This is a genomic window from Ruegeria sp. CG11 (genome assembly GCF_056537245.1).
Map to the genome: position 1 here is coordinate 1,109,088 of NZ_JBQFRE010000001.1, position 23,667 is coordinate 1,132,754.

Annotated in this window: 21 protein-coding genes; 5 read left to right on the top strand and 16 right to left on the bottom strand. The window is 59.7% G+C overall.

Going from position 1 to position 23,667, the window contains the following annotated elements; translation table 11 throughout:
• Positions 1-9: 9 nt before the first annotated feature.
• The 4 genes from ACR0KW_RS05560 to ACR0KW_RS05575 all read right to left on the bottom strand — a co-directional run bounded on the left by ACR0KW_RS05560 (position 10) and on the right by ACR0KW_RS05575 (position 4,041).
• Complete coding sequence (locus ACR0KW_RS05560; protein ID WP_480804093.1) at positions 10-888, bottom strand: F0F1 ATP synthase subunit gamma; 879 nt, start codon at positions 886-888, stop codon at positions 10-12.
• Positions 889-903: 15 nt separating this feature from the next.
• Positions 904-2,442, bottom strand: coding sequence for a F0F1 ATP synthase subunit alpha (gene atpA, locus ACR0KW_RS05565; RefSeq protein ID WP_152459013.1), 1,539 nt, complete (start codon positions 2,440-2,442; stop codon positions 904-906).
• Positions 2,443-3,003 carry a F0F1 ATP synthase subunit delta gene (locus ACR0KW_RS05570; protein ID WP_480804094.1) on the bottom strand — a complete coding sequence of 187 codons (561 nt, stop codon included), beginning with the start codon at positions 3,001-3,003 and terminating at the stop codon, positions 2,443-2,445.
• A gap of 303 nt (positions 3,004-3,306) precedes the next feature.
• Complete coding sequence (locus ACR0KW_RS05575) at positions 3,307-4,041, bottom strand: methyltransferase domain-containing protein (protein WP_480804095.1); 735 nt, start codon at positions 4,039-4,041, stop codon at positions 3,307-3,309.
• Between the two features lie 61 nt (positions 4,042-4,102).
• Here ACR0KW_RS05575 and gloB point away from each other — a divergent pair, with 61 nt between their 5' ends.
• A complete protein-coding gene (gene gloB / locus ACR0KW_RS05580; RefSeq protein ID WP_480804096.1) occupies positions 4,103-4,870 on the top strand; it encodes a hydroxyacylglutathione hydrolase in 768 nt (255 codons plus the stop codon).
• A 166-nt stretch (positions 4,871-5,036) separates the two neighbouring features.
• Entirely contained in the window at positions 5,037-7,361 is a 2,325-nt protein-coding gene (clpA, locus tag ACR0KW_RS05585; RefSeq protein WP_170325961.1) for an ATP-dependent Clp protease ATP-binding subunit ClpA, read from the top strand.
• A 123-nt stretch (positions 7,362-7,484) separates the two neighbouring features.
• On the opposite strand, the gene ACR0KW_RS05590 is transcribed toward clpA, so the two are convergent.
• The 4 genes from ACR0KW_RS05590 to ACR0KW_RS05605 all read right to left on the bottom strand — a co-directional run bounded on the left by ACR0KW_RS05590 (position 7,485) and on the right by ACR0KW_RS05605 (position 11,678).
• Positions 7,485-8,135: a phosphotransferase gene (locus tag ACR0KW_RS05590; RefSeq protein ID WP_480804097.1), complete on the bottom strand. Its 651-nt coding sequence runs from the start codon at positions 8,133-8,135 to the stop codon at positions 7,485-7,487.
• A gap of 122 nt (positions 8,136-8,257) precedes the next feature.
• Positions 8,258-9,895 (bottom strand): peptidoglycan -binding protein, encoded by a 1,638-nt coding sequence (locus ACR0KW_RS05595; protein WP_480804098.1) that lies wholly within the window; start codon positions 9,893-9,895, stop codon positions 8,258-8,260.
• 3 nt (positions 9,896-9,898) lie between these two features.
• The gene (locus ACR0KW_RS05600) at positions 9,899-11,077 is read right to left on the bottom strand and encodes a biopolymer transporter ExbB (RefSeq protein ID WP_480804099.1); all 1,179 of its coding nucleotides are present in this window, start codon (positions 11,075-11,077) and stop codon (positions 9,899-9,901) included.
• Positions 11,078-11,147: 70 nt separating this feature from the next.
• On the bottom strand, positions 11,148-11,678 hold the full coding sequence (locus ACR0KW_RS05605) for a gamma-glutamylcyclotransferase (RefSeq protein WP_480804100.1): 531 nt from the start codon (positions 11,676-11,678) through the stop codon (positions 11,148-11,150).
• A gap of 67 nt (positions 11,679-11,745) precedes the next feature.
• Between ACR0KW_RS05605 and ACR0KW_RS05610 the strand changes: the two genes are divergently transcribed.
• On the top strand, positions 11,746-12,747 hold the full coding sequence (locus ACR0KW_RS05610; RefSeq protein ID WP_480804101.1) for a DUF2125 domain-containing protein: 1,002 nt from the start codon (positions 11,746-11,748) through the stop codon (positions 12,745-12,747).
• Here the strand turns inward: ACR0KW_RS05610 and ACR0KW_RS05615 are convergent.
• The 4 genes from ACR0KW_RS05615 to ACR0KW_RS05630 all read right to left on the bottom strand — a co-directional run bounded on the left by ACR0KW_RS05615 (position 12,744) and on the right by ACR0KW_RS05630 (position 17,048).
• Positions 12,744-13,544, bottom strand: coding sequence for an extensin-like domain-containing protein (locus ACR0KW_RS05615; RefSeq protein ID WP_480804102.1), 801 nt, complete (start codon positions 13,542-13,544; stop codon positions 12,744-12,746). The genes ACR0KW_RS05610 and ACR0KW_RS05615 overlap by 4 nt on opposite strands.
• A 20-nt stretch (positions 13,545-13,564) precedes the next feature.
• Complete coding sequence (locus tag ACR0KW_RS05620; protein ID WP_480804103.1) at positions 13,565-14,485, bottom strand: prephenate/arogenate dehydrogenase family protein; 921 nt, start codon at positions 14,483-14,485, stop codon at positions 13,565-13,567.
• Entirely contained in the window at positions 14,482-15,567 is a 1,086-nt protein-coding gene (gene hisC, locus ACR0KW_RS05625; protein ID WP_480804104.1) for a histidinol-phosphate transaminase, read from the bottom strand. The genes ACR0KW_RS05620 and hisC overlap by 4 nt, the downstream gene beginning before the upstream one ends.
• 65 nt (positions 15,568-15,632) lie before the next feature.
• Positions 15,633-17,048, bottom strand: a complete 1,416-nt coding sequence (locus ACR0KW_RS05630; protein WP_480804105.1) for an aminotransferase class V-fold PLP-dependent enzyme — start codon at positions 17,046-17,048, stop codon at positions 15,633-15,635.
• 102 nt (positions 17,049-17,150) lie between these two features.
• On the opposite strand from ACR0KW_RS05630, the gene ACR0KW_RS05635 reads away from it, so the two are divergent.
• The gene (locus ACR0KW_RS05635; protein WP_480804106.1) at positions 17,151-17,612 is read left to right on the top strand and encodes an Lrp/AsnC family transcriptional regulator; all 462 of its coding nucleotides are present in this window, start codon (positions 17,151-17,153) and stop codon (positions 17,610-17,612) included.
• Between the two features lie 3 nt (positions 17,613-17,615).
• On the opposite strand, the gene ACR0KW_RS05640 is transcribed toward ACR0KW_RS05635, so the two are convergent.
• Positions 17,616-18,440, bottom strand: coding sequence for an SDR family oxidoreductase (locus ACR0KW_RS05640; protein ID WP_480804107.1), 825 nt, complete (start codon positions 18,438-18,440; stop codon positions 17,616-17,618).
• 162 nt (positions 18,441-18,602) lie between these two features.
• Between ACR0KW_RS05640 and ACR0KW_RS05645 the strand changes: the two genes are divergently transcribed.
• Positions 18,603-19,490 (top strand): AraC family transcriptional regulator, encoded by an 888-nt coding sequence (locus ACR0KW_RS05645; RefSeq protein WP_480804108.1) that lies wholly within the window; start codon positions 18,603-18,605, stop codon positions 19,488-19,490.
• Between the two features lie 55 nt (positions 19,491-19,545).
• Here ACR0KW_RS05645 and rpsD read toward each other — a convergent pair whose 3' ends face one another.
• From rpsD to ACR0KW_RS05660, 3 genes are all read right to left on the bottom strand, one after another.
• Positions 19,546-20,166, bottom strand: a complete 621-nt coding sequence (rpsD, locus tag ACR0KW_RS05650; protein ID WP_170325974.1) for a 30S ribosomal protein S4 — start codon at positions 20,164-20,166, stop codon at positions 19,546-19,548.
• 195 nt (positions 20,167-20,361) lie between these two features.
• Positions 20,362-20,793 carry a hypothetical protein gene (locus ACR0KW_RS05655; RefSeq protein WP_480804109.1) on the bottom strand — a complete coding sequence of 144 codons (432 nt, stop codon included), beginning with the start codon at positions 20,791-20,793 and terminating at the stop codon, positions 20,362-20,364.
• Positions 20,794-21,347: 554 nt separating this feature from the next.
• Positions 21,348-23,630 carry an adenosylcobalamin-dependent ribonucleoside-diphosphate reductase gene (locus ACR0KW_RS05660; protein WP_480804110.1) on the bottom strand — a complete coding sequence of 761 codons (2,283 nt, stop codon included), beginning with the start codon at positions 23,628-23,630 and terminating at the stop codon, positions 21,348-21,350.
• Positions 23,631-23,667: the final 37 nt, after the last annotated feature.

Consider the following 23,667-nt stretch of genomic DNA (forward strand, 5'->3'; position numbering starts at 1 on the left):
CCGGTTTTCTTACAGCGCTTCGGCGCCGGAAATAATTTCAATCAGCTCGTTGGTGATCACGGCCTGACGCGAGCGGTTGAACTGGATCGTCAGCTTGTCGATCATCTCACCCGCGTTGCGTGTCGCGTTGTCCATCGCGGACATCCGTGCACCCTGTTCAGACGCTCCGTTTTCGAGCAGAGCCGAGAAGATCGCGGTCGCAACCCCCTTGGGCAGCAGGTCGGCCAGGATGGCCTCTTCGCTGGGCTCGTAGTCGAACACCGCACCGCTGTCGTCACCCGTCGCTTCATCTTCGAACGAGGCGGGGATGACTTGCTGTGCCGTTGGAATCTGGGTCACAACGTTGACGAACTTCGAGTAGAAGATCGTGGCAACGTCGAACTCACCCCCGTCAAAGCGGGACAGGATGTCCTTCGCAATGTCCTGCGCGTTGGAGTAACCAATGCGTTTGACTTCGCTCAGGTCGACATGTCCAACGAACATGTCGCCAAAATCACGCTTCAGCGCGTCGCGACCTTTCTTGCCGACGGTCAAAACCTTGACCGTCTTGCCTTTCAGGCGCAGCTCTTCCGCTTTGACACGGGCCAGCTTGGCGATGTTCGAGTTGAAGCCGCCACACAGGCCGCGTTCAGCTGTCATGACAACCAGCAGATGGACATCATCACTGCCCGTACCCCGGAGCAGCTTGGGGGCGCTGTCGCTGCCCCCGACCGACGCCGCCAGCCCCGCCATCACAGCATTGAACTGCTTGGCATAGGGACGCGAGGCTTCGGCAGATTCCTGGGCGCGGCGCAGTTTTGCAGCCGCGACCATCTGCATGGCCTTGGTGATCTTGCGGGTCGATTTGACCGACTCGATCCTGTTTTTAAGGTCCTTAAGATTTGGCATATGCCCGCCTCTCCCTTAAGCGAAGGTTGCGGCGTATTCGTCCAGCGCAGCCTTGATCTTGTCGGAAGCGTCACCCTTGATCTTGGGATCTTCGTCCGTGATCCATTGAAGCAGATCCGCGTGCTTGCCACGCAGGTGCGCCAGCAGGCCGGCTTCGTAACGGCCAACATCGGACACGTCGATCTTGTCGAGGTAACCGTTGGTACCGGCGAAGATGACGCAGACGATTTCAGCGTTTGTCAGCGGCGAGTACTGCGGCTGTTTCATCAGCTCGGTCAGACGTGCACCACGGTTCAGCAGCTGCTGGGTCGCGGCGTCGAGGTCGGAACCGAACTGCGCAAACGCAGCCATTTCGCGGTACTGAGCCAGTTCCAGCTTAACCGGACCGGCAACCGACTTCATCGAGTTGGTTTGTGCCGACGAGCCCACACGCGAAACCGACAGACCAGTGTTCACGGCGGGGCGGATGCCCTGGTAGAACAGCTCGGTTTCCAGGAAGATCTGGCCGTCGGTGATCGAGATCACGTTGGTCGGAATAAACGCCGAAACGTCACCACCCTGAGTTTCGATAACCGGCAGAGCGGTCAGCGAGCCCGCACCGAAGTCTTCGTTCAGCTTCGCCGAACGTTCCAGCAGGCGGGAGTGGAGGTAGAAAACGTCGCCAGGATAAGCTTCACGTCCGGGCGGACGGCGCAGCAGCAGCGACATCTGACGATAGGAAACAGCTTGTTTCGACAGGTCATCATAGATGATCAGCGCGTGGCGGCCATTGTCGCGGAAGTACTCGGCCATCGCGGTTGCGGCGTAGGGTGCCAGGAACTGCATCGGTGCCGGGTCGGACGCGGTTGCGGCCACAACGATCGAGTATTCAATCGCACCGGACTCTTCCAGTTTCTTCACCAGCTGCGCAACGGTCGAACGCTTTTGACCGATCGCAACGTAAACGCAGTACAGTTTCTTCGACTCGTCATCGCCCGCTGCGTCGTTGTAGGTTTTCTGGTTCAGGATCGCGTCGAGAGCAACGGCGGTTTTACCGGTCTGCCGGTCACCAATGATCAGCTCACGCTGGCCACGGCCGATCGGGATCATCGCGTCAACCGATTTCAGGCCGGTTGCCATCGGCTCGTGCACCGATTTACGCGGGATGATGCCGGGGGCTTTGACGTCTGCAACGCCACGCTTGGTTGCGTTGATCGGGCCTTTGCCGTCCAGCGGGTTGCCCAGACCGTCAACAACACGGCCCAGCAGCTCGTCACCGATCGGAACGTCCACGATCGAGTTGGTGCGCTTAACGGTGTCACCTTCTTTGATGTCACGGTCGGAACCGAAGATAACAACACCGACGTTGTCGCTTTCCAGGTTCAGCGCCATACCCATGATGCCGCCGGGGAATTCGACCATCTCACCCGCTTGCACGTTGTCCAGGCCGTATACACGGGCAATCCCGTCACCGACGCTCAGCACGCGGCCGATCTCGGCCACTTCGGCTTCCTGACCAAAATTCTTGATCTGGTCCTTCAGGATTGCAGAAATCTCTGCAGCTTGGATTCCCATTTATCCGACCTCTTTCATTGCATTCTGTAGGGAGTTGAGCTTGGAGCGGATCGAGCTATCGATCATTTTCGAGCCCACTTTAACGACTAGACCGCCGATGAGGCTTTCATCCACGGTCGCATTGATAGTCACGGTCTTGCCCACACGCTCGGACAGCGTCTTGGACAGTTTTTCCAGTTGTGTCTTGGTCAACGCCTTGGCCGAGGCGACATCGGCGGTCACTTCGCCACGCTCGTCAGCCAGCATGTCGCGCAGGACCTGCACCAGCTGCGGCACAACAAACAGGCGGCGTTTCTGCGCCATCAGACCCAGCGTGTTGCGCAGGATCGCGTTCAGACCCATCTTGTCGGCAACTGCGGTAATTGCGCCTTCCTGTTCGGCGCGCGAAACCAGCGGGGATGCAATCAAGTCGCGCAGCTCGGCGCTTTCGCCCAAAGCTGCAGACAGATCGTTGATGCCGGTTTCCAGACCTGCAAGATCATTGTTCTCTTTGGCAATCTCAAAGATTGCGGTGGCATAGCGCTCGGCTATGCCTGTGGAAATCGAAGCTGGTTCGGACACGTCCACCCTTCCGATATTTGAGGCCCCGATTTTGAGTAGCGGCCGCTACTTTGGGGCGTGAGGAAACCCCGTCCTTTTAGGGCGGGGATCAAAATCACCGGGGATGTAGCAGAGCCGAACCAACCAAGCAATATACTATAGCGGTAACGGAATTATCCACAAAACTTTGCTTTTCAATTACTTACAGCAAGTGCGACGGTTTGAACCCCTAAGGTCAGTTGAAAAATGTTACGGATATGCAGGTTTTTGCGATTCCTGTGACTTTTTTCCCGCATGTTTTCCGCCCTTTTGGCGGGTGAATGGTCATGCGGGCTTCAACAACCCATCCAGCGCTTTGATGGGGCGCCGCTCGGTATCCTTCGAGACGGTGCCGCTGGGGGGACGGATATGTTTGGTCACCTCGACCATAAGAACGCCCCCTGCCATAACCGTCGGCACGCGCTGTCCGGTTTTCTCGATCAGACTTCCCGATTTCAGCCAGAACCGGCGAAACGAGGGCGGCATGTAGAGGGCGGAACAGTGGCGCTCGGGGATGAAATGATGCGCCTTCAACTGGCTCTCCAGCTGCGACGCCGAATAGGGCCGTCCGAACCCGAACGGCGTCCGGTCCGTCCGCGACCACAAACCGGCCCGGTTCGGCACCACGAACAAGGCGCGCCCACCCGGGCCAAGGACCCTCCAGCATTCGTCCAGCAGTTCACTGGGACGGCTCGAGGTTTCAAGCCCGTGCATCACCACGAGCTTGTCCACGTGGCCGGTCTCGATGGGCCACAAGGTCTCCTCGGTCAGGACCGACACGTTGGACATTCCCGCAGGCCACGGCATCACTCCTTGCGGCCCCGGCATAAGGCCGATCACACGCCGCGCATCGGCCAGATAGGGGCGCAGCAGAGGCACCGCAAACCCGAAACCCACCACCGTCTGCCCCTTGGCTTCGGGCCATATCTCGGTCAGTCGGCCACGGATCGCCGCCTGCGCAGCACGGCCCAACGTGCTGCGGTAGTAGAAGTTCCTCAGATCCTGCACATCAAGATGCATTGCGGACACCCGGTCAATCGGCTTAGCTGAGCGCAGTCTAGCAACGAAAGGGCAAAAGGCCATGCCTCTTGAGATCGTCACCATCCCATGTCTCAGTGATAACTACGCTTTTCTGGCGCATGACGCCGCCAGTGGCCAGACCGCCCTTGTTGATGCGCCCGAATCCGGCCCGATTCTGGCCGAGCTGGAAGCGCGTGGCTGGAGCCTCAGCCATGTATTGCTGACCCATCACCATTGGGACCACGTCGACGGTCTGCCGGGCATTCTTGAAAAGCATCCCGCCAAGGTCATTGGTGCCGCTGCCGACGCCCATCGCCTGCCCCCGCTGGACCAGCAGGTCACGGATGGCGATACATTCGAGATCGGAGGCGAACCGGTTCAGGTGCTGGACGTCTCCGGCCACACAATCGGGCATGTTGCATATTATGTGCCCCAAAGCTCGGTAGTCTTCACCGCCGACAGCCTGATGGCGCTTGGCTGTGGCCGCTTGTTCGAAGGGACCGCGCCGCAAATGTGGGCGTCGCTCAGCAAGCTGGCCGCCCTTCCGGACGAAACAATCGTCTGTTCCGGGCACGAATACACACAATCCAACGCCAAATTTGCCGTAACGGTCGATCCCGACAACGCCGCGCTGCAGCAACGCATGGTCGATATCGACCGCGCCCGCGCCGAAGGGCGGCCCACGGTGCCGTCGACTCTGGCGTTGGAAAAGGCCACGAACCCGTTTCTGCGCGCCACCGACCCGGCGATTCAGGCGCATTTGGGGATGGAGAATGCCGACCCGGCGGATGTTTTTGCTGAAATCCGGGCTAGAAAAGACCGGTTCTGATGCCTATTTCGCTCTCTTCACGGCCACGGTCACATGAAATGTGACTGTCAAGTGAAAGAAAACCCTTGAAGCCGGGCCACGATCAACCAAACTCTAATAGTATGAGGACATGGTTGGATTGGGGCCATTGCCGCCCCCCTTCGACCCAAGACAGAGGAGCACCCGCGTGCCTTCATTCTCGAGCACATTAGAACAAGCCATTCACGCGGCCTTGGCGGCTGCGAATGAACGGCGACATGAATTCGCAACGCTGGAGCATCTGCTGCTGGCGCTGCTGGAGGAACCTGATGCCATCCGCGTCATGAAGGCCTGCAGCGTCGATCTTGACGAGTTGCGCAGCACTCTGGTCGAATTCATTGACGAAGACCTGTCCAATCTGGTCACCGATATCGACGGCTCGGAAGCCGTCCCGACCGCCGCGTTCCAGCGCGTGATCCAGCGTGCCGCGATCCATGTCCAAAGCTCGGGACGGACCGAGGTGACCGGCGCGAACGTCCTTGTCGCCATTTTCGCCGAACGTGAAAGCAACGCGGCCTATTTCCTGCAGGAACAGGACATGACCCGCTATGACGCGGTGAACTTTATCGCGCATGGTGTGGCCAAGGACCCGGCCTATGGCGAAAACCGCTCGGTTTCAGGCGCGGATCAGGTCGAGGAAGAGGTTCAGTCCACGGCGAGTGAAGGCGACCAGAAAGAAAGCGCGCTTGGGAAATACTGCATTGATCTGAACGCGAAATCCCGTGCGGGCGACGTTGACCCGCTGATCGGCCGCGCCGATGAGGTTGAACGGTGTATTCAGGTTCTCTGCCGCCGTCGCAAGAACAACCCTCTGTTGGTGGGCGATCCGGGCGTGGGTAAAACCGCCATCGCCGAAGGCCTGGCACATAAGATCGTATCGGGCGAAGCACCCGACGTGCTGGCCAATACCACCATCTTTTCGCTGGACATGGGCGCGCTGCTGGCAGGCACCCGCTATCGTGGTGATTTCGAAGAACGGCTCAAGGCCGTCGTGACCGAGTTAGAAGATCACCCTGACGCGGTGCTGTTCATTGACGAAATTCACACCGTAATCGGTGCCGGCGCGACTTCGGGTGGCGCAATGGATGCGTCCAACCTGCTGAAACCTGCCCTGCAGGGCGGCAAGCTGCGGACCATGGGCTCGACCACGTATAAAGAGTTCCGTCAGCATTTCGAAAAGGACCGCGCGCTCAGCCGCCGGTTCCAGAAGATCGACGTGAACGAACCCTCGGTCGAGGACAGCGTGAAAATCCTGCGCGGTCTGAAGCCCTATTTCGAAGAGCATCACGAGATCAAGTACACCGCGGACGCGATCAAGACCGCCGTGGAACTCTCGGCGCGCTATATCAACGACCGCAAACTGCCGGACAAGGCCATCGACGTGATCGACGAGGCCGGAGCCGCGCAGCATCTGGTCGCCGAAAGCAAACGCCGCAAGACCATCGGTGTGAAAGAGATCGAGGCGGTCGTCGCCAAGATCGCCCGCATCCCGCCGAAGAACGTCACCAAGGACGATGCTGAGGTTCTGAAAGATCTCGAAGCCTCGCTGAAGCGGGTGGTGTTCGGTCAGGATGACGCCATCGTTGCGCTATCCAGCGCGATCAAACTGGCGCGCGCCGGCCTGCGCGAACCAGAAAAGCCCATCGGCAACTACCTGTTCGCCGGTCCGACCGGTGTGGGTAAAACCGAGGTCGCCAAACAACTGGCGGATACGCTGGGCGTAGAACTGCTGCGCTTCGACATGTCGGAATACATGGAGAAACACGCGGTCAGCCGTCTGATTGGTGCGCCTCCGGGCTATGTCGGGTTCGATCAGGGCGGTCTGCTGACCGACGGTGTCGACCAGCATCCGCACTGCGTGCTGCTGCTGGACGAAATCGAGAAAGCGCACCCGGACGTATTCAATATCCTGTTGCAGGTGATGGACCATGGTGAGTTGACTGATCACAACGGCCGCACGGTGAATTTCCGCAACGTGGTTCTGATCATGACCTCGAACGCGGGCGCTCAGGAGCAAGCCAAGGCCGCCATCGGCTTTGGTCGCGACCGCCGCGAGGGTGAAGACACCGCCGCGATCGAGCGCATGTTCACGCCGGAGTTCCGCAACCGTCTGGATGCGGTGATCTCGTTCGCGCCGCTGCCGAAAGAGGTCATCCTACAGGTGGTCGAAAAGTTCGTGCTGCAGTTGGAAGCACAGTTGCTGGACCGCAACGTGACCATCGACCTGACGCCCAAGGCCGCCGAATGGCTGGCCGACAAGGGCTATGACGACAAGATGGGCGCCCGCCCACTGGGCCGTGTGATCCAGGAGCACATCAAGAAACCCCTGGCCGAGGAACTGCTGTTCGGCAAGCTGGCCAAGGGCGGTGTGGTCCGCGTTTCGGTCAAAAAGGGCGAGCTGAACCTCGAAATCTTCGGCCCCGATCAGCCGCGTATTCCGGGCGACAAACCGCCATTGCTGACGGCGGATTGATCGCCAGCACTTCAAACAGAAAACCCGCCATTCACGGCGGGTTTTTTCATTTGGGCCTGCATTGCTGAGATTTGGCGGGCAAGCCCAACCTTGCGGGAACTCCGAATTTTCAAAACAACGGCATTACCAGATATGAGGCTGGCGGTTTCGCACCGGGCATGGCTCCGGCAGGACTTGTGGCTGCCTCTCTTTTGCCGAGCGATAGGCCGATAGAATGCAATGCGCATAGCGCGGCCCACTCGCGCCCTGCGATAAGGCCGACAGGATCGCAATGCCGACATCGCGGGCCTTGCGAAGCCGCCCGGCTTTGGCGGGCACAAAATACTCGAAGTCGATGAACCGAATCTGACGCCCGTCCCAGCACATATCCCGAAAGGCTGGACGTCCATGGGCCAGGTCCACCGCATGCAATCGCGCCAAAGCCCGCCCTGCTGCGCGGCATGCCCTGAGCTTTTCTGCCGTCGTGACAGATGTGCTCTGACAGAGTTTGGTCAGGCTGGCCCCGGCGTCCTCGATGGCTATAAACCCCAAACCTTCGGCCACGATCCGGGGGACGGGCATCCCGTAATTCCAGAGAAAGCGATGGGAGCGTCGATCACGGTCAAACGCCTGATCTGGTTTTCCCTTCACCAGCCAAAGATGCGGTGCGAAACGCTCAACTCGTTTCAGCCAAAACCTGCCCCCTCGCCGAGTCTGGCACAGAGTTACACGGCGGTACGGCGACCGTAGTCGCTTTTCCACCGCAATGTGTATCTCTGTTTCATTGTCTTTCACGCACAGCCCCGCTCAACCTATGGTGAAGATATAGGAGTACTGGGCCCTTTCTTCACCCTATGCGTGCCGACAATCCGCTCGTTTCAAATAATATTTTCACACTAAGGGTGCGGCCTGAGTGGCTACCGCTCGGTCAGTTTCAGTTCGATCCGACGGTTCTGTGCCCGCGCTTCTGGGGTATCGGCAGGATTGACGGGCTGGAATTCACCAAAGCCGTTGGCCGCCAGACGGTTCGGCGGGATACCCAGCGCGTCGACCATATAGCGCACCACTGACAAAGCCCTGCCCTGACTCAACTCCCAGTTGTCGCGATATCGTCCGGACCCCGCCAATGGTACATTGTCCGTGTGGCCATCTACCCGGATCACCCAGTTCAGGCCTTCGGGAATTTCCGCAGCCACACTGCGCAGGATGGCGGCCACTTTGGCGACCTCTTGCCGACCGACCGGAGACAGGACAGCAGAGCCGGTATCGAACAACACTTCGGACGAGAATACAAAACGGTCCCCTTCGATCCGAACGCCTTCTTCATCGCCCAGCACATCACGCAGCCGACCGAAGAATTCCGATCGATAGCGTTGCAGATCCTCGGCTTGTGCGGCAAGGTCCTGCGCCTCGGCCTCAAGGCGGATGCGTTCGGCCTCTTCTAGCAGGCGGCGGCGGCGCTCTTCCGAGGCCGCGCGCGCCAGCGCCGCGTTCAGGTCCTGCCCCAGGGTCTGGATACGGATATCAGCAGCAGCATTGCGCTCTGCGTAGTCGTCCAGCAAGCCCTGCAACCCGCCCAACTGCTCGCGCAGCGCGGCCAACTGCTGGTTCAGCAGCGCGGTTTCGCGTTGCGCCTTTTCCGATATCGCCTGTTCGGCCGAAAGTGTGTCACGCGCCATGGAAAGCAGGGCCGCGCGCTCCTCGGCCAATGTCCGTTGTTCTTGCGCCTCGGTCTCGGCTTCGGTCTGCGCAGCAAGGGCAGCTTCAAGCTGCGCCCGCAACTCATCGGTGTTCAGGTCCCCAAACTGCCGTTCCAATTCCGCTTTTGCGGCCTGCGCCGCGGCCAGCAGAGTCAGCGTTTCCTCGGCTTCCTTGCGCTGCGCCTCCAACGCAAGGGTCATGGCTGTCAATTCAGTATCCGCATTCTGCAGACGGGCCCGCAGGTTTTCGGTGGCTGCGGCCTCGGCCAATCTGGCGGCCTCTTCTGCGGTCAGTTGTTCTTCAAGCTCGGAAATCCGGGTGGTCTGTGCCGCGTCGCTTTGTTCCAGATCAGCCACCAGCGCCTCAAGCGCCTCGCGTTGGGCGGCGGCCAGACGGGCGGCCTCGGTCTGCTCATCAATTTCGGCCCGGCTTTGCGCAAGGGCCAGGTTCAAAGCGTCCTGCTCGCTCTGCAAATCGGCGATTTCAACCTGCGATCGGGCCTGATCCAGCAGCAAGGCCGCAACCTGAGCTTCAAAGTCGGTCAGCTGGATCCGTGCCTGTACCAGCTCGGTTTCGACCTGTGTCAGAGTCGAGCTCAATACCCCCAACCGTGCCTGCAACCGGCTGTTTTCCCGCTCTTCCAGACCCAACGCCCCAGCCAGTGCCGCAACCTCGTCCGACAGGGCCGTCAGTTCATCCTCTTGACCGGAAATGGTTTCGCGCAGCACGTATTGAACCACCATGAAGATGGTCAGAACAAAGGTCAGCACCATCAGCAGCCCAGTGATCGCATCCACGAATCCGGGCCAGACCGAGCCCTGGAATCGCTGACCTGTGCGACGGGAAAGAGCCATAAGTTACTCTCCTTCCGGAGCGGTACGCACGGCGCCTCGGGGCAAAGTCAGGGCCTTGACCAGAAGTTCGATATCCTTGCGCAGCTCGCTCATGCTCTCCTGCCGGCCAGCCGAGATTTCTTCGAGAATACGCAGCAACTGTACATCCATCGAGCGCAGGCGCATACGGCTTTCGGCATCGATCCCGTCACCGGCGCCCTGTTCGCGCATGTGATCCAGAAGTGCATCCTGCCCAAGAGCCACCCTTTCCAGAGCCGCCGTCACGTTGTCGTTAGTGGACTGCCGCGCGTTCATTTCGCCAATCGAGTCCGCCAACTGGCCCAACTTGGTCGACACCGCTGCGCTGTCCGCCCCTTGCGCGGAAAACAGATCCTGCAGCGCGTTCATCTGTTCGGACATGGCGTCCAGCACAGGGGTCAGCACAGCCAATTCGGCGCTGCCTTCGTCCCCGGCGGCAAAGCCGACACGGGTGATCGAGGACAACCATTCCTCAAGTTCTCGGTAGAACCGGTTCTGCCCGTGGCCCGCAAACAGTTCCAACAGGCCAACGATCAGCGATCCGGCCAGACCCAGCAGCGAGGACCCAAAGGCCACACCCATACCCTGCAACTGCGATTCCAACCCGACCATCAGGCGGTTGAAGACGGCTAACCCCTCTTCACCCTCTTGCGGATTGAGGCTACGAATCGTGTCAACAATGGCTGGAACGGTGGTTGCCAGCCCGAAAAATGTACCCAAAAGGCCAAGGTAAATCAGAACGTTGGTGATATAGCGGGTTATCTCGCGCTCTTCCTCGACCCGCTCCGCCACCGAATCCAGAATGGACCGGGTTGAGGTCGAACTGATCTGCGACCGCGCACCCCGTTCACGCAACAGCGACGCCAACGGAGCCAGCAACTGTGGCGTACGGGCGTCTTCGCGGACAACCCCGCCGACAAACGCCTCGATCCAGCGGACCGACCCGATCAGCTGTGTCACCTGATAGAAACAGGCCAACACACCGATTACGAAGACCAGTATGATGAAGCCATTTAGGTACGGGTTGGCTAGAACCACCGGCATGACGTAGGGCAGCGCCATGAAGACACCAAGCCCCGCCAAAGCGATCGCGACCAGCATCGTAACGATCTGACGAATGGGTTGCGAGAAATGCGGTCTCGCGCCCTGATGTGCCTGCGCCATGCGCGTGGTTCCTGGTATTTTGCCTGCTCTACGCTGAAACTAGCGAAAACACACCCGTGACGCCAAGGGTTTATGCGGTGATGTTCCGCACTCGTTGCGCCAACCACTCAAGATCGGGATCGCGCAGGTCGATCTCGGCCAGATGTTCGGCGGTGTTGTAGAGGTATTCGGTGTTCGGCCCGCGCCCGCCCACGGCATGGGCGATGATCTGCGCCTGTTCTTCCAGCGTCATTCCCCCGCAATATTGCACATGATCGGCGTCGATCACGTAGGTCACCGCAGTCACCACCTCGCCGTTGTCGAGCTGCACGTCCAGCATTTTCTCGACATATGCCGATGAGATCAGCTCGCGCTCGCGCAATTCGTGCAGCGTGCGATCCTCATGACCGGTTTCAACCGCCAAAGCCAACCCCTTGCAATGGGCATCGGCCTGTTCGTCCAGCGCCAGCACGAGGCCAGGATGGTCCTCGGTCCCGCGGTGGTGGATCGAGCTCATGCAGAAGGACCGGGCATACCCGTGCAGCGTTGCGCGTTCGCCGCGGGCCACCGGAAAGCCCGGGTTCCACAGCAGCGATCCATATCCGAAAACCCACATCGTCATAGCACTGGTCCTTGCCCGTTTGCGCCTATAAACATCAATTCCGAGGCGGGAAAAAGGGCCATCTGTCATGCGCGGTCTGGTGCGGTTTATCATTTTCATCTTTGTCGCGTGGAGCGCCTATTGGTTCATTGCCGGTTTCGGGCTGCGCAATGCCATCACGACATGGTTCGACAAACAGCAGGAACGGGGCTGGCAGGCCGAATTTGCAGACGTTGAGACTGCCGGATACCCCTTCCACCACATGACCCGTCTGAACAGCCCCGCATTGGCCGATCCGGTCAACGGCACCGCATGGAGCGCCGACTGGATCGAATTCCAGAGCCCCGCTATCTGGCCCGGCCGGCAGGTGTTGCGGTTTGCCGATACACCGCAGCGGCTTTCGTACTACGACCAGACGGCCACCATCGAAGCCAGCAACCTTCAGGCCGAATTGCAACTGCAGCCCGGCGTCGCGCTGGTGCTGGAAAAAATGGCGCTGACTGCCGGGCCTTGGTCCATCACCGACGACACCGGGACGTTGGCCGGCGGTGATACACTAGCCCTCGTGATGGAGCAGACACCGACCCCCGAAGCCTATGTGATCGGGGCCCGGATTGACGGCTTCACCCCCGGCGATGATCTGCGCGAATTGATGCGTTCGGCCACGACCCTACCGCAAGCGTTCGAGACGCTGGAACTGGATTTGACCGCCACCTTCGACAAGGCCTGGGATCGTTCGGCGCTGGAAGACAGCAGGCCGCAGCCGGTGAAGATTGATCTGCGTCTGGCAGAGATGAAGTGGGGCGCGCTACGTCTGTTCGCGACCGGAGAGCTGGATGTGGATCAGCAAGGCATTCCGATTGGCGAGATTGCCGTCAAGGCCGAGAACTGGCGCGACATGATCGCCATGGCCAACGCTGCGGGCGCCCTGCCCGATCAGGCGGTCGATCCCGTGACACGCGCGCTGAACTTCATGGCCGGGCTGGGTGGCAATCCCAACGCCTTGGACCTACAACTAAGTTTTCACGATGGCTATGTAAAACTGGGTCTCCTGCCCCTTGGGCCGGCCCCACTCCTGATCCTGCGCTAACGACAGTACGGGCCCCGACGGTGGCGCGCTGTGTCCAAGTGGAAGTGGTCCTTATGATAGCGATCTGCGTTTGGCCCCAATACGGTGCCAAACGGCCCACACGCTCCGCGCCAGACTTTGGTCAACTGCCGCTTTGACGGGTTCTTGCGCCAGCCGCTCAGGACAGTCACCACTTTGCCATCGGCCATCTTGAAACCCGAGATATCAATCGCCCTGCCCTTGCCGTGCTCGGATATCTTCGCACCTTTGCGATTGTTACGGGTCCGGCAGGCAAAATGCGCGGCAACCTGAATCTCGACCACCGGTCCGCGCCGCTTGAAGGTGGGCTTGACCGTCTTGTCGACCCATTTGTTCAGCGCAATGGCGGTACCGCAGTCCATCGTCGACGGACGGCTAAGTGCCACGCCCGAGACGGAGGTGACCTGAACGGCATCCGTGATGCCACACGCCTTGATCTTACCCGGAACGCTACCGACCGGTTTGCCCTGAATATCTATGTCCCCGCAGACCGAGGTTTTGCGCAGCTTGCGTTTCTTGAACAGCACATCCAACTCCAGTGCTTTCGGGCGCAAAAGCGGTCGGATAGGCGAAGTTTTCTCCAACACAGACACATCTGCTGGGGCGGCGGCGGCTAGAACGATCTGCGCCTCAGGCCGCAATTTGGGGCGAATTTCAACGGGGACCGGGCTGGCGAAGGCCAGTACTTGCGCCTCAGAGGGGCGCGTGACAGGAACCAGTGACTGTTCCAGAGGTGCCGCGTTGGACCATGTGGCGTTGACCGCCACGCATCCAATCATCAGAAACCTCCAGCCGCGTCTCATGAGCTTGCTTTGCCTCGTCCAAAGTCTGGCGCATCCGTATCCTGCCCGGCGTCGATGATCCCGCGCCGGATCGCCCGGGTGCGGGTGAAATAGTCAAACAGATGCTCGCCATCGCCGGTGCGGATGGCGCGTTGCAGGGCGAACAGCTCCTCGGTAAAGCGGCCGAGTATTTCCAGCGTTGCATCCTTGTTGGTCAGGAACACGTCGCGCCACATTGTTGGATCCGAGGCCGCGATCCGCGTGAAATCCCGGAAACCGGCGGCGGAATACTTGATGACCTCGGTATCGGTCACCCGACGCAGGTCGTCTGCGACACCCACCATCGTATAGGCAATCAGGTGTGGCGCGTGGGACGTGACCGCCAGAACCAGATCATGGTGATCTGCGTCCATCTCATCGACATTCGCACCCATGCCTTCCCACAGCGCACGCAGGCGGGCGATGGCGTCCGGGTCCGATCCTTCGACCGGCACAAGCAAACACCAGCGATTGTCGTAAAGTTCGGCGAAACCAGCCTCGGGGCCGGAATGCTCGGTCCCGGCCAGCGGGTGCGCAGGGACGAAATGTACGCCTTCAGGGATATGTGGAGATACGGCCTGAATCACGTGCCGTTTGACCGAACCCACATCCGTCACCGTCGCTCCCGGCTTAAGGACCGGGGCGATATCTGTGGCCACAGCCTCCATCGCGCCGACTGGGACACACAAAACCACAAGATCCGCGCCCTCGACTGCTTCACGAGCGGTATCGCACACACGGTCACATAGACCGATCCGGCGGGCTGTGTCGCGGGTCGCCTCGGACCGGGCATAACCGGTGACTTCACCTGCTAGGCCCGAGCGCTTGATGGCCCAGAACATGGACGATGCGATCAGACCCAGCCCGATCAGCGCAATACGGTCGTAAACCTGGCTCATGCGGCACCCCCTTTGAACGCGGTGATGGCCGCAACGACGCGGCGGCAGGCGTCTTCGTCACCGACGGTGATCCGCAAGGCATTGGGCAGGTTGTAGCCCGCCACGCGGCGCACGATCAGGCCTTGGGTTTTCAGATAGTCGTCACAGGCCTCAGCCTCGGCCTGATCGGTTAACCGGGCGAGGATGAAGTTGGTGCAGGACGCGTCGGAAGGCACTCCGATCTTGTCCAATTCCGCCGATAGCCACACCCGCAGGCGTGCGTTTTCTGCCTGACAGAAAGACAGAAACTCCACATCCTTCACCGCAGCCTCTGCAGCTGCCAAAGCGGTCAGCGACAGGTTGAACGGCTGGCGAACCCGATTCAGCACGTCGATGATCGACTGCGCGGCATAGCCCCAGCCAACCCGCATTCCGCCCAGACCGTACACCTTCGAAAAGGTCCGGGTCATGATCACGTTCTCGAACCGATCCACCAGCGATGCACCGCCGTCAAACCCATCGACAAACTCGGCATAGGCCCCGTCGATTACCATCAGGCATGTTTGCGGCAGCGCCTCGGCCAACCGAACCAGCTCGGCCTCGGGGATCATGGTCGAGGTCGGGTTGCCCGGATTGGTCACGAACACGATCCGTGTCTTTTCAGTGACCGCTGCAAGGATGTTGTCCACATCCACGTGGCGGTCCCGCTCAGGCACCATCACGGGAGTCGCACCAGCCATGCGGGCAATGATCGGGTACATCGAAAACCCGTGCTCGGTATAGATGACCTCGTCCCCCGGACCGGCATAGGCCTGAGCGATGAATTGCAGCACCTCGTCACTGCCCACGCCACAAACAAGACGCGCCGGGTCCAGCCCGTGGCGCGCGCCGATGGCTTCCCGCAGGGGCGCGTGATCGGTGCTGGGATAACGATGCAGGGTCGCGGCGCTGTCGCGCGCTGCCTCAATTGCCTTGGGGCTGGGGCCAAACGGGTTTTCGTTCGAACTCAGCTTGATCACATGCTCGACCCCGGCCACATGCGACTGGCCGCCCTGATAGAGCGCGATGTCCATAATGCCGGGTTGAGGGGTGATCTTGTTCATAAGAGGCTCCGTTTATTGGAGCCCCTCATACCCGTCTCAACGGGTTGAGAAAAGCGGCAATTCCGTCACGCCGCTTTGAAGCGGGCCGTTGCCGGGTCAGCACAGTAATAGGGCGCGAATTCTTCGGTCCGGCGGGACAGGTCATTGACGCTGTCGATGATGAACTGAACCGTCTCTTCGCTCATCAGATATGAGAAATTCAGGCGCACCCAACCGGGTTTTTTCATCTCTTCCCCGGCGGACAGAGCCGCGTGCAACTCGTCCGACGTTTCGCGGTCGATCCCCAGCAAACGGTGCGCATACGGCCCGGCACAGGCACAACCGCCCCGCGCCTGAATGCCGTAGATGTCGCTGAGCATCCGGGTGAACAATTGCTGATGCACAGGGCGCCCAGCGTTGTCGCACACCAGGAAGGAATAGATCGGCAGACGATGCGGGTTGTCCGTGCCCAGCAAGGCCAGGTTCGGGTTATCACCCCACCCTTCTAGCGCCAAGCGGTTGTATTTCTCCTCACGGCGGGCAATCTCATGGGTGCCAACCACATCTTTGACGATGAAGGCCAGCGCCGCACGGATATCTCCGATCACGTTGGGCGTTCCGGCCTCTTCGCGGGTGGCAAGGTCCTCACTGTAGTCATGCCGCCACGGCGAGACGAAACTGACCGTGCCGCCACCGGGCCAACTGGGGCATGTGCGTTTCACAGCGTTCTGGTTGACGATCAGTACGCCCGACGCCCCCGGTCCGCCCGGAAACTTGTGCGGGGAAACGACGATGGCATCCTTGCGTGCTTCCTCCGGCCCCATATCCATTGGCAAATACGGACCGCCGCCTGCGTAATCCCAAACCGACGCGGCCCCATGCGCCTTGAGCAACCGGGTGATCGGGTCCGGATCGGTGATGATGCCTGTGACATTCGATGCCGCCGAAAACGATCCGATGATCAGATCGGAACCGGCATTGTCGACCAGGGCCTGCTCCAACGCAGCCAGATCAACGCCACCCTCAGCAGCCTCGGGCATTTCAATCACCTGCGCTTTGCTTTCGCGCCAGGGCAATATGTTCGAGTGATGCTCATACGGCCCGATTAAAACAACCGGCCGGTCAGCCGCATCCACACCCAACAAACTGACCAACCGGTTGAGACCCGCAGTAGCGCCAGACCCAGTGAAGATCACCGCGTCTTCTCCCCTCGCACCTACGATGCGGGCAATCTCTGCGCGTGCCTCGCGGCGCAAACGCGTCATGTAAGAGCCGCAATAGGAGGCCTCGGTATGGCTGTTGGCATAGAAGGGCAGCACCTCATGTGCGACAAAATCCTCAACCTGCCGCAGCGCACGGCCCGAGGCGACGTAGTCCGCGTATACCAGCGGCACGTCCCCATGCAGACCCGGGATCAGAACATTCTCTCCGATCAGTCCGTCGCGCAGAGTGGACTCGTGAGTGGCGGTTTGGATTTCTGCGCGAAATTTGGACAGGGTCATGGCAAGAGCTCCGTATTGCCTTTCCAATATGATTGGATCCTGCCGAGTAAACTTCACCTTTCTTTTGATAGATTTGCCGTTTTTTGTGTCATATGATTAGATATGGTGGATAAAATAGATCAGATTGACAAACGCATCCTGCGTGAATTGCAAACCGACGCCACGCTGTCGCAACGTGAGCTGGCAGATCGGATCGGTTTGTCACAAAACGCCTGCTGGCGGCGGCTGAAGGCACTGAACGAGAATGGCGTAATCACCGGTTCGACCGCCCGTATCGCGCGCGAGAAACTGGGGCTGAGCCTTGTGGTCTTCGTCATGCTGCGCACACGGCACCATTCGTCCGAATGGCTGCAGGCCTTTCGCAGCCATGTTCTGACCATTCCCGAGGTGGTGGATTTTCACCGTATCGGCGGCGACTATGACTATCAGTTGAAAGTCGTGACCGAGGATATGGCGTCATATGACAAGGTCTATCAACGCCTGATCGAAAAGGTCGAACTGGACAGCGTGACCTCGTATTTCGCGATGGAAGCGATCGCCGAAGGGCGACCGCTACCGATCTGAGTATCAGGCAAGCCCAAGCATCGTTTTCATGCCGCCGATGAAGGTGACGTCATCCAGGGCCTTGCGGTTGTCAAGAAACTCCACCGCATCGGCCCCGGCCCGATAGCGCAGCGTGTCCGTCCCGTCCGTAACCGCGCTCCAGATTACATTGGCCACAACGCTGGGCGGCGAGGTGCGTTCGGCCATTTCCTCGGACCCCCAGGTGCCGAACAGGGCCTGCACCACGGGCTGGTATTCGGTCATGCTTTCATCATTGACGAAATCGAAGGACCGCCCGCCGAAATCCGTGGCGATCAGGCCGGGCTCAACGATCTTGACCTTGATACCTGCGGCGGCGAGTTCGTAATGCAGCGACTCCGATATCCCTTCGACTGCGAATTTCGTGCCGTGATACAGCGCCCCGAGCGGGAATGTGATCTGTCCGCCGATGGACGAGATATTCACGATGCAGCCCGAGCCATTGGCACGCATATGCGGCAGAACGGCTTTGGTCACGGCCAGCAGACCGATCACGTTGGTGTCGAATTGCCGCCGGATACGGTCCATCGGGAAAGCCTCGAGCGGACCGTAAGCGCCGTAACCTGCGTTGTTCAGCAAAACATCAATCTGCCCGAACCGCGCGATCCCCTCGGCCACGGCTGCCGTGATCGAGGCCTCGTCAGTGACATCCAACCGCGCAACCAAGACATTCTCCAGCTGCGTCAGTTCAGTTTCTTTTTCGGGGCTACGCATGGTGGCAATGACGTTCCAGCCTTGCTTCTGAAACAGTTCCGCCGTGACTTTGCCGATGCCCGACGACGCGCCAGTGATGAGGATTGTCTGTACCATAGTCCATCTCCGCTATGAAAAGCCTGATAGTCAGATAGCCCCACGCGTTGCGGTTTGCCTGCCGGATTCTCCGCAAGTCCTGCCTAATTCTCTGAACCCTGGGATTTTCACTGGCACGGATACATCCCGTTCAATATGCTCAACGGGACCGTGAGGCCCGATATGATACACTTCGACCTGATTGCTGAAATCTGCGAAACGGTGCGTGGCGAACCAGAGGATGCAGCCTATTACCCGACTGCCTTAGAAAGTTTCGGCCTGCTGCACGACATAAAAACCAAATCCATCGAGGCGCAGGTCTATGAACCCATTGCCTGCCTAGTTCTACAAGGAAAGAAAGAAACGCGTATCGGCGACCGGCTGGTTCACTTCGGGGCGGGCGATTGTTTGATCGTTAGCCATTCGATCCCGGTTCTGGCCGCAGTTACCGAAGCCAGCCGCCAGAAGCCTTATGTCGGCCTCGTCTTCTCGCTCGATTTGTCCATCCTGAGGGGCCTTTATGACGAGGCAGGATCTGCCACACCAAGCATAGAGGCGGCCCATAGCTTGACAGCATCCAAAGCCTCACCCGATCTGGTCGACGCCATGACACGTCTGTTTCGCGCCAGCCAGACCCCGACAGACGCGCAGGTTCTGGCACCGATGATCAGCCGCGAGATCCACTATCGGCTGCTGCAGGCCGATCACGGTGGAATGCTACGCCAGATGTTATGGCGCGATAGCACCGCCAGCCGGATCGCGCGGGTGATTGATGTCATCCGGGCGGATTTCCGAACCCCTTTGCCCGTGTCCGACCTTGCGCGGACCGCTGGCATGAGCGTTTCGGCCTTTCACGCACATTTCAAATCAGTGACCGCCAAGTCGCCGCTGCAATACCAGAAAGACCTCAGATTGCTGGAAGCACGCCGGCTTTTGTCCCATGGCACGCTCAGCGTGTCGCAGGCGGCCTTTGACGTGGGATATGAAAGCCCGACCCAGTTCAGCCGGGAGTATTCGCGCAAATTCGGGGTGTCCCCGCGGCAGGATATTGGGACGCAAAGCGCAGCCTGAACAAAAAAAGGCCGCGCAAATTGCGCGGCCTCGGAAAACTGTGTGTCGGCGAAGATTAGTTCTTCGCGTAGAATTCGACGACCAGGTTCGGTTCCATCATGACCGGGTAAGGCACATCGCTTAGGCCCGGTGCGCGCACGAAGGTCGCGGTCATTTTCGAGTGGTCGGCGTCGATGTAGTCAGGAACATCACGCTCGGCCAGAGCAACAGCTTCCAGAACAACAGCCAGTTGCTTGGACTTGTCACGTACTTCGATCACGTCGCCTTCTTTGACGCGGTAGGACGGGATGTTGACCCGCTTGCCATTCACTTTGACGTGGCCGTGGTTCACGAACTGACGTGCAGCAAACACGGTCGGTACGAACTTGGCGCGGTAAACAACGGCGTCCAGGCGGCGCTCCAGCAGACCGATCAGGTTTTCACCGGTGTCGCCTTTGACACGCTCGGCTTCGGCGTAGATGCGGCGGAACTGCTTCTCGGTCAGGTCGCCGTAGTAGCCTTTCAGCTTCTGCTTGGCGCGCAGCTGCAGACCGAAGTCCGACAGTTTGCCCTTGCGGCGCTGACCGTGCTGGCCGGGGCCATATTCACGACGGTTGATCGGGGATTTCGGACGACCCCAGATGTTTTCGCCCATCCGGCGGTCGATTTTGTACTTGGCAGACGTGCGTTTGGTCACGGCTGATCTCCTTCGTTTAGGTCGAGGCCCTGCGGGCCACTATGAAGGGCGTTGTCCTCTTGAGGTTTCCCCCATGACAGGCATCCCCTTGCGGGGGCCACCAACACCAATGAAGCCGCGCTTATATCCGCGAAAACGGCAGAGTCAACACGCCCCACCATGCGGAAACAGGTTTTCCGCTAAAAATACTGAGAATTACTCGGCCCTACGCCCAGCAGCAGCCGCAACCCGGAGGTCGGACCCGCTCATATCCTGCTTTGGTCGAGCCGGGAACGCCACAACCGTGCTTGCCATTCCTGACGTGCGGCTTTGGAGCCCGCCTTCTGTGATCTCGCTGATCCAGAATTCCTGATCCCGCTCGGGGCAGTCGCCTTCGAAAACCAGCATCGGAACCGACTCCCCGGCTACGGGGAACAAGGTTGCTGTGAAGGTTTGCGCGCCGTTGGTCAAAACAAGCAGTCCACTTGCTTCTTCCGACAGGTCCTCGACTAGAGCGCAGTGATCAAGAGTTGCAGCCGCGCTGCCCAAGGCATGTCCGGTCCACTCAACCGCGTGGGCGGCTGTTTCAACCAGGTATCGCGCCTGTCCGCGCCATGACCATGCTGCTCCGACAGATAGAAAGGACAAAGGCGCCGCCTCAAGTCCATCGATTTCTGTCTGACTCCAAAATACTGCCGTTCGACCGTTTTTTCCGGCTCTCATTGTACCCGCCTGCACCTTCAACATTTCACTACCGACTAGGCACCTCTTATCAACGCAAAATAAGGCGGAAAAGAGACGTTAACGCAACATTAACGAAATTTTTACCAAGGCGAATCGGTCGTTGACCGTGGCACCAAAGACACGTGCCAAACCGGATTGATCGAGTGTGATTGCGACTGGTAGCCGCAACAGCACTAACCTCAAGACGCTTCGCTGTTAGACGGCATTATCGCATTGCTTCTCAAGCTATCCTCAAACAAATCGCCAGCTCATCTAAATAGGCCAGTTGGCCTGTAGCAAAGAATGATTGAGGGGATCACAATTGGAAAGCGCCCGATCCGTAAACCGGGCGCCTGCAAGCCGTTGAAAAAGCAAGGGGTCACGAGCTTTGGACGTTACAGCCCCATTAGATGGAGGCCGCGCTCAGCCGAGCAACTTCGCGTCACCTTGCACTTCATTGGAAGTTTACGCCCCCGGGGTCAGCCACATTTGGAATGCCCGCAACTACGGCAAGTCATGCAGCCTTCGATCATTACCATGTCGAACTGTCCGCAGGACGGGCACGCCTTGCCGCGGGGGGCATCCATGTTGACCACCTGCGCCTGCGGGTCAGATTTCAGCCCCATCCCTTCCCCTTCAAGGAAACCGATATTGATCAAGTGTTGCTCGATCACCCCACCGATCGCGGCCAGGATCGAGGGGATGTACTTGCCCTGCACCCAGGCACCACCCCGCGGATCGAATACGGCCTTCAGCTCTTCGACCACGAACGACACGTCGCCACCCCGGCGGAACACGGCCGAGATCATCCGGGTCAGGGCCAGCGTCCAGGCGTAGTGTTCCATGTTCTTCGAGTTGATGAACACCTCGAACGGACGGCGGCGCCCACCGATCACGATATCGTTGATGGTCAGGTAAATCGCGTGCTCGCTGTCGGGCCATTTTAGCTTGTAGGTCGAGCCTTCCAGCGATTGCGGCCGGTCCAGAGGTTCGGACATATAGACGACCTCGCCCCCATCCACCTCATGCGGCGCAGCCGCGCTTTCACCCGGGGCGGTGTCTGCGCTCTCGGATACAGTCAGAACCGATCCCGTCACGTCGTTGGGGCGATAGGTCGTGCAGCCTTTGCAGCCCTGATCCCAGGCCTGCATGTAGACATCCTTGAACGCGTCAAAGCTGATATCTTCAGGGCAGTTGATCGTCTTGGAAATCGAACTGTCGATCCACTTCTGCGCCGCCGCCTGCATCTTGACATGATCGGACGGGCTCAGCGTCTGCGCATTCACGAAATAGTCCGGCAATTCCTTATCACCGAACTTGTCGCGCCACATCTGCACGGCGTAGTCGACGACCTCTTCCTCGGTGCGCGAGCCATCCTTTTGCAGCACTTTCCGCGTATAGGCATACGCAAAGACCGGCTCGATCCCCGACGACACGTTGCCCGCGTACAAGGAAATCGTCCCGGTCGGCGCGATCGAGGTCAGCAACGCGTTGCGGATGCCATGTTCGCGGATCGCGTCGCGCACGTCCTCGTCCATCTGCAGCATCGTGCCGCTGGCCAGATATTTCTCGGCGTCGAACAGGGGGAACGCCCCTTTCTCCTTCGCCAAGTCCACCGACGCCAGATACGCGGCGCGGGCGATCGCGTGCAACCAGCGCTCGGTCTGACGCGCCGCCTTGTCGGACCCATAGCGCAGACCCAGCATCAGCAGCGCATCGGCCAGTCCGGTCACACCCAGCCCGATGCGGCGCTTGGCCTGTGCCTCGGCCGCTTGTTCCGGCAGCGGGAATTTCGACGCGTCGACCACGTTGTCCATCATCCGAACGGCGGTGGCGACCAGTTCCTGCAGCGCGGCCTCGTCCAGATGCGCTGCGTCCTCGAACGGCTCGGCCACGAGGCGAGCCAAGTTGATCGAGCCCAACAGACAGGCGCCATAAGGCGGCAGGGGTTGCTCACCGCAGGGGTTCGTTGCCGCGATGGTCTCGACATAGCTCAGGTTGTTGGCCTGATTGATCCGGTCAATGAAGATCACGCCCGGCTCGGCATAGTCAAAGGTGGCCTGCATGATCTTGTTCCACAGATCACGCGCCTGAACGGTGTGATAAACCTTGTCGCCGAACACCAGCTCCCATGGACCGTCGGCTTTAACGGCCTCCATGAACGGATCCGTCACCAGCACCGACATGTTGAACATGCGCAGGCGGGCCGGATCGGACTTAGCGGTGATGAACTGTTCGATATCCGGATGGTCACAGCGCATGGTCGCCATCATCGCCCCACGGCGCGAACCTGCGGACATGATCGTCCGGCACATCGCGTCCCACACATCCATGAACGACAGCGGCCCCGAAGCGTCTGCAGCCACCCCATGCACATCAGCACCACGCGGACGGATGGTCGAGAAATCGTAACCGATCCCCCCACCCTGCTGCATGGTCAAAGCGGCTTCTTTCAGCATATCGAAGATACCGCCCATACTGTCGGGCACGGTGCCCATGACGAAACAGTTGAACAGGGTCACCTGGCGTGCGGTGCCTGCGCCTGCGGTGATACGGCCAGCGGGCAGGTATTTGAAATCTTCCAGCGCCTCAAAGAACTTTTCTTCCCAATGGGCCGGGTCTTTCTCCACCCGCGCCAGATCGCGGGCGATGCGTCGCCAGCTGTCCTCGACCGTTTGGTCGATCGGCGTGCCATCCGCCTGTTTGAAACGGTATTTCATGTCCCAGATCTGCTCGGCGATGGGGGCGGCAAAGCGGCTCATTGGTGATTCCCTGTGTTGAAAGAGGTATCCAGACTAC

What these genes read in the sequence shown, in the direction of transcription:
- hisC (WP_480804104.1), bottom strand. Translation starts at nt 15,567, where the DNA reads ATGAACAAGATCACCCCTCAACCCGGCATTATGGACATCGCGCTCTAT.
- ACR0KW_RS05605 (WP_480804100.1), bottom strand. Translation starts at nt 11,678, where the DNA reads ATGACGATGTGGGTTTTCGGATATGGATCGCTGCTGTGGAACCCGGGC.
- ACR0KW_RS05615 (WP_480804102.1), bottom strand. Translation starts at nt 13,544, where the DNA reads ATGATTGGATGCGTGGCGGTCAACGCCACATGGTCCAACGCGGCACCT.
- ACR0KW_RS05640 (WP_480804107.1), bottom strand. Translation starts at nt 18,440, where the DNA reads ATGGTACAGACAATCCTCATCACTGGCGCGTCGTCGGGCATCGGCAAA.
- ACR0KW_RS05575 (WP_480804095.1), bottom strand. Translation starts at nt 4,041, where the DNA reads ATGCATCTTGATGTGCAGGATCTGAGGAACTTCTACTACCGCAGCACG.
- ACR0KW_RS05600 (WP_480804099.1), bottom strand. Translation starts at nt 11,077, where the DNA reads ATGGCGCAGGCACATCAGGGCGCGAGACCGCATTTCTCGCAACCCATT.
- ACR0KW_RS05560 (WP_480804093.1), bottom strand. Translation starts at nt 888, where the DNA reads ATGCCAAATCTTAAGGACCTTAAAAACAGGATCGAGTCGGTCAAATCG.
- atpA (WP_152459013.1), bottom strand. Translation starts at nt 2,442, where the DNA reads ATGGGAATCCAAGCTGCAGAGATTTCTGCAATCCTGAAGGACCAGATC.
- gloB (WP_480804096.1), top strand. Translation starts at nt 4,103, where the DNA reads ATGCCTCTTGAGATCGTCACCATCCCATGTCTCAGTGATAACTACGCT.
- ACR0KW_RS05630 (WP_480804105.1), bottom strand. Translation starts at nt 17,048, where the DNA reads ATGACCCTGTCCAAATTTCGCGCAGAAATCCAAACCGCCACTCACGAG.
- ACR0KW_RS05595 (WP_480804098.1), bottom strand. Translation starts at nt 9,895, where the DNA reads ATGGCTCTTTCCCGTCGCACAGGTCAGCGATTCCAGGGCTCGGTCTGG.
- ACR0KW_RS05660 (WP_480804110.1), bottom strand. Translation starts at nt 23,630, where the DNA reads ATGAGCCGCTTTGCCGCCCCCATCGCCGAGCAGATCTGGGACATGAAA.
- ACR0KW_RS05620 (WP_480804103.1), bottom strand. Translation starts at nt 14,485, where the DNA reads ATGAGCCAGGTTTACGACCGTATTGCGCTGATCGGGCTGGGTCTGATC.
- ACR0KW_RS05645 (WP_480804108.1), top strand. Translation starts at nt 18,603, where the DNA reads ATGATACACTTCGACCTGATTGCTGAAATCTGCGAAACGGTGCGTGGC.
- ACR0KW_RS05610 (WP_480804101.1), top strand. Translation starts at nt 11,746, where the DNA reads ATGCGCGGTCTGGTGCGGTTTATCATTTTCATCTTTGTCGCGTGGAGC.
- ACR0KW_RS05635 (WP_480804106.1), top strand. Translation starts at nt 17,151, where the DNA reads ATGGTGGATAAAATAGATCAGATTGACAAACGCATCCTGCGTGAATTG.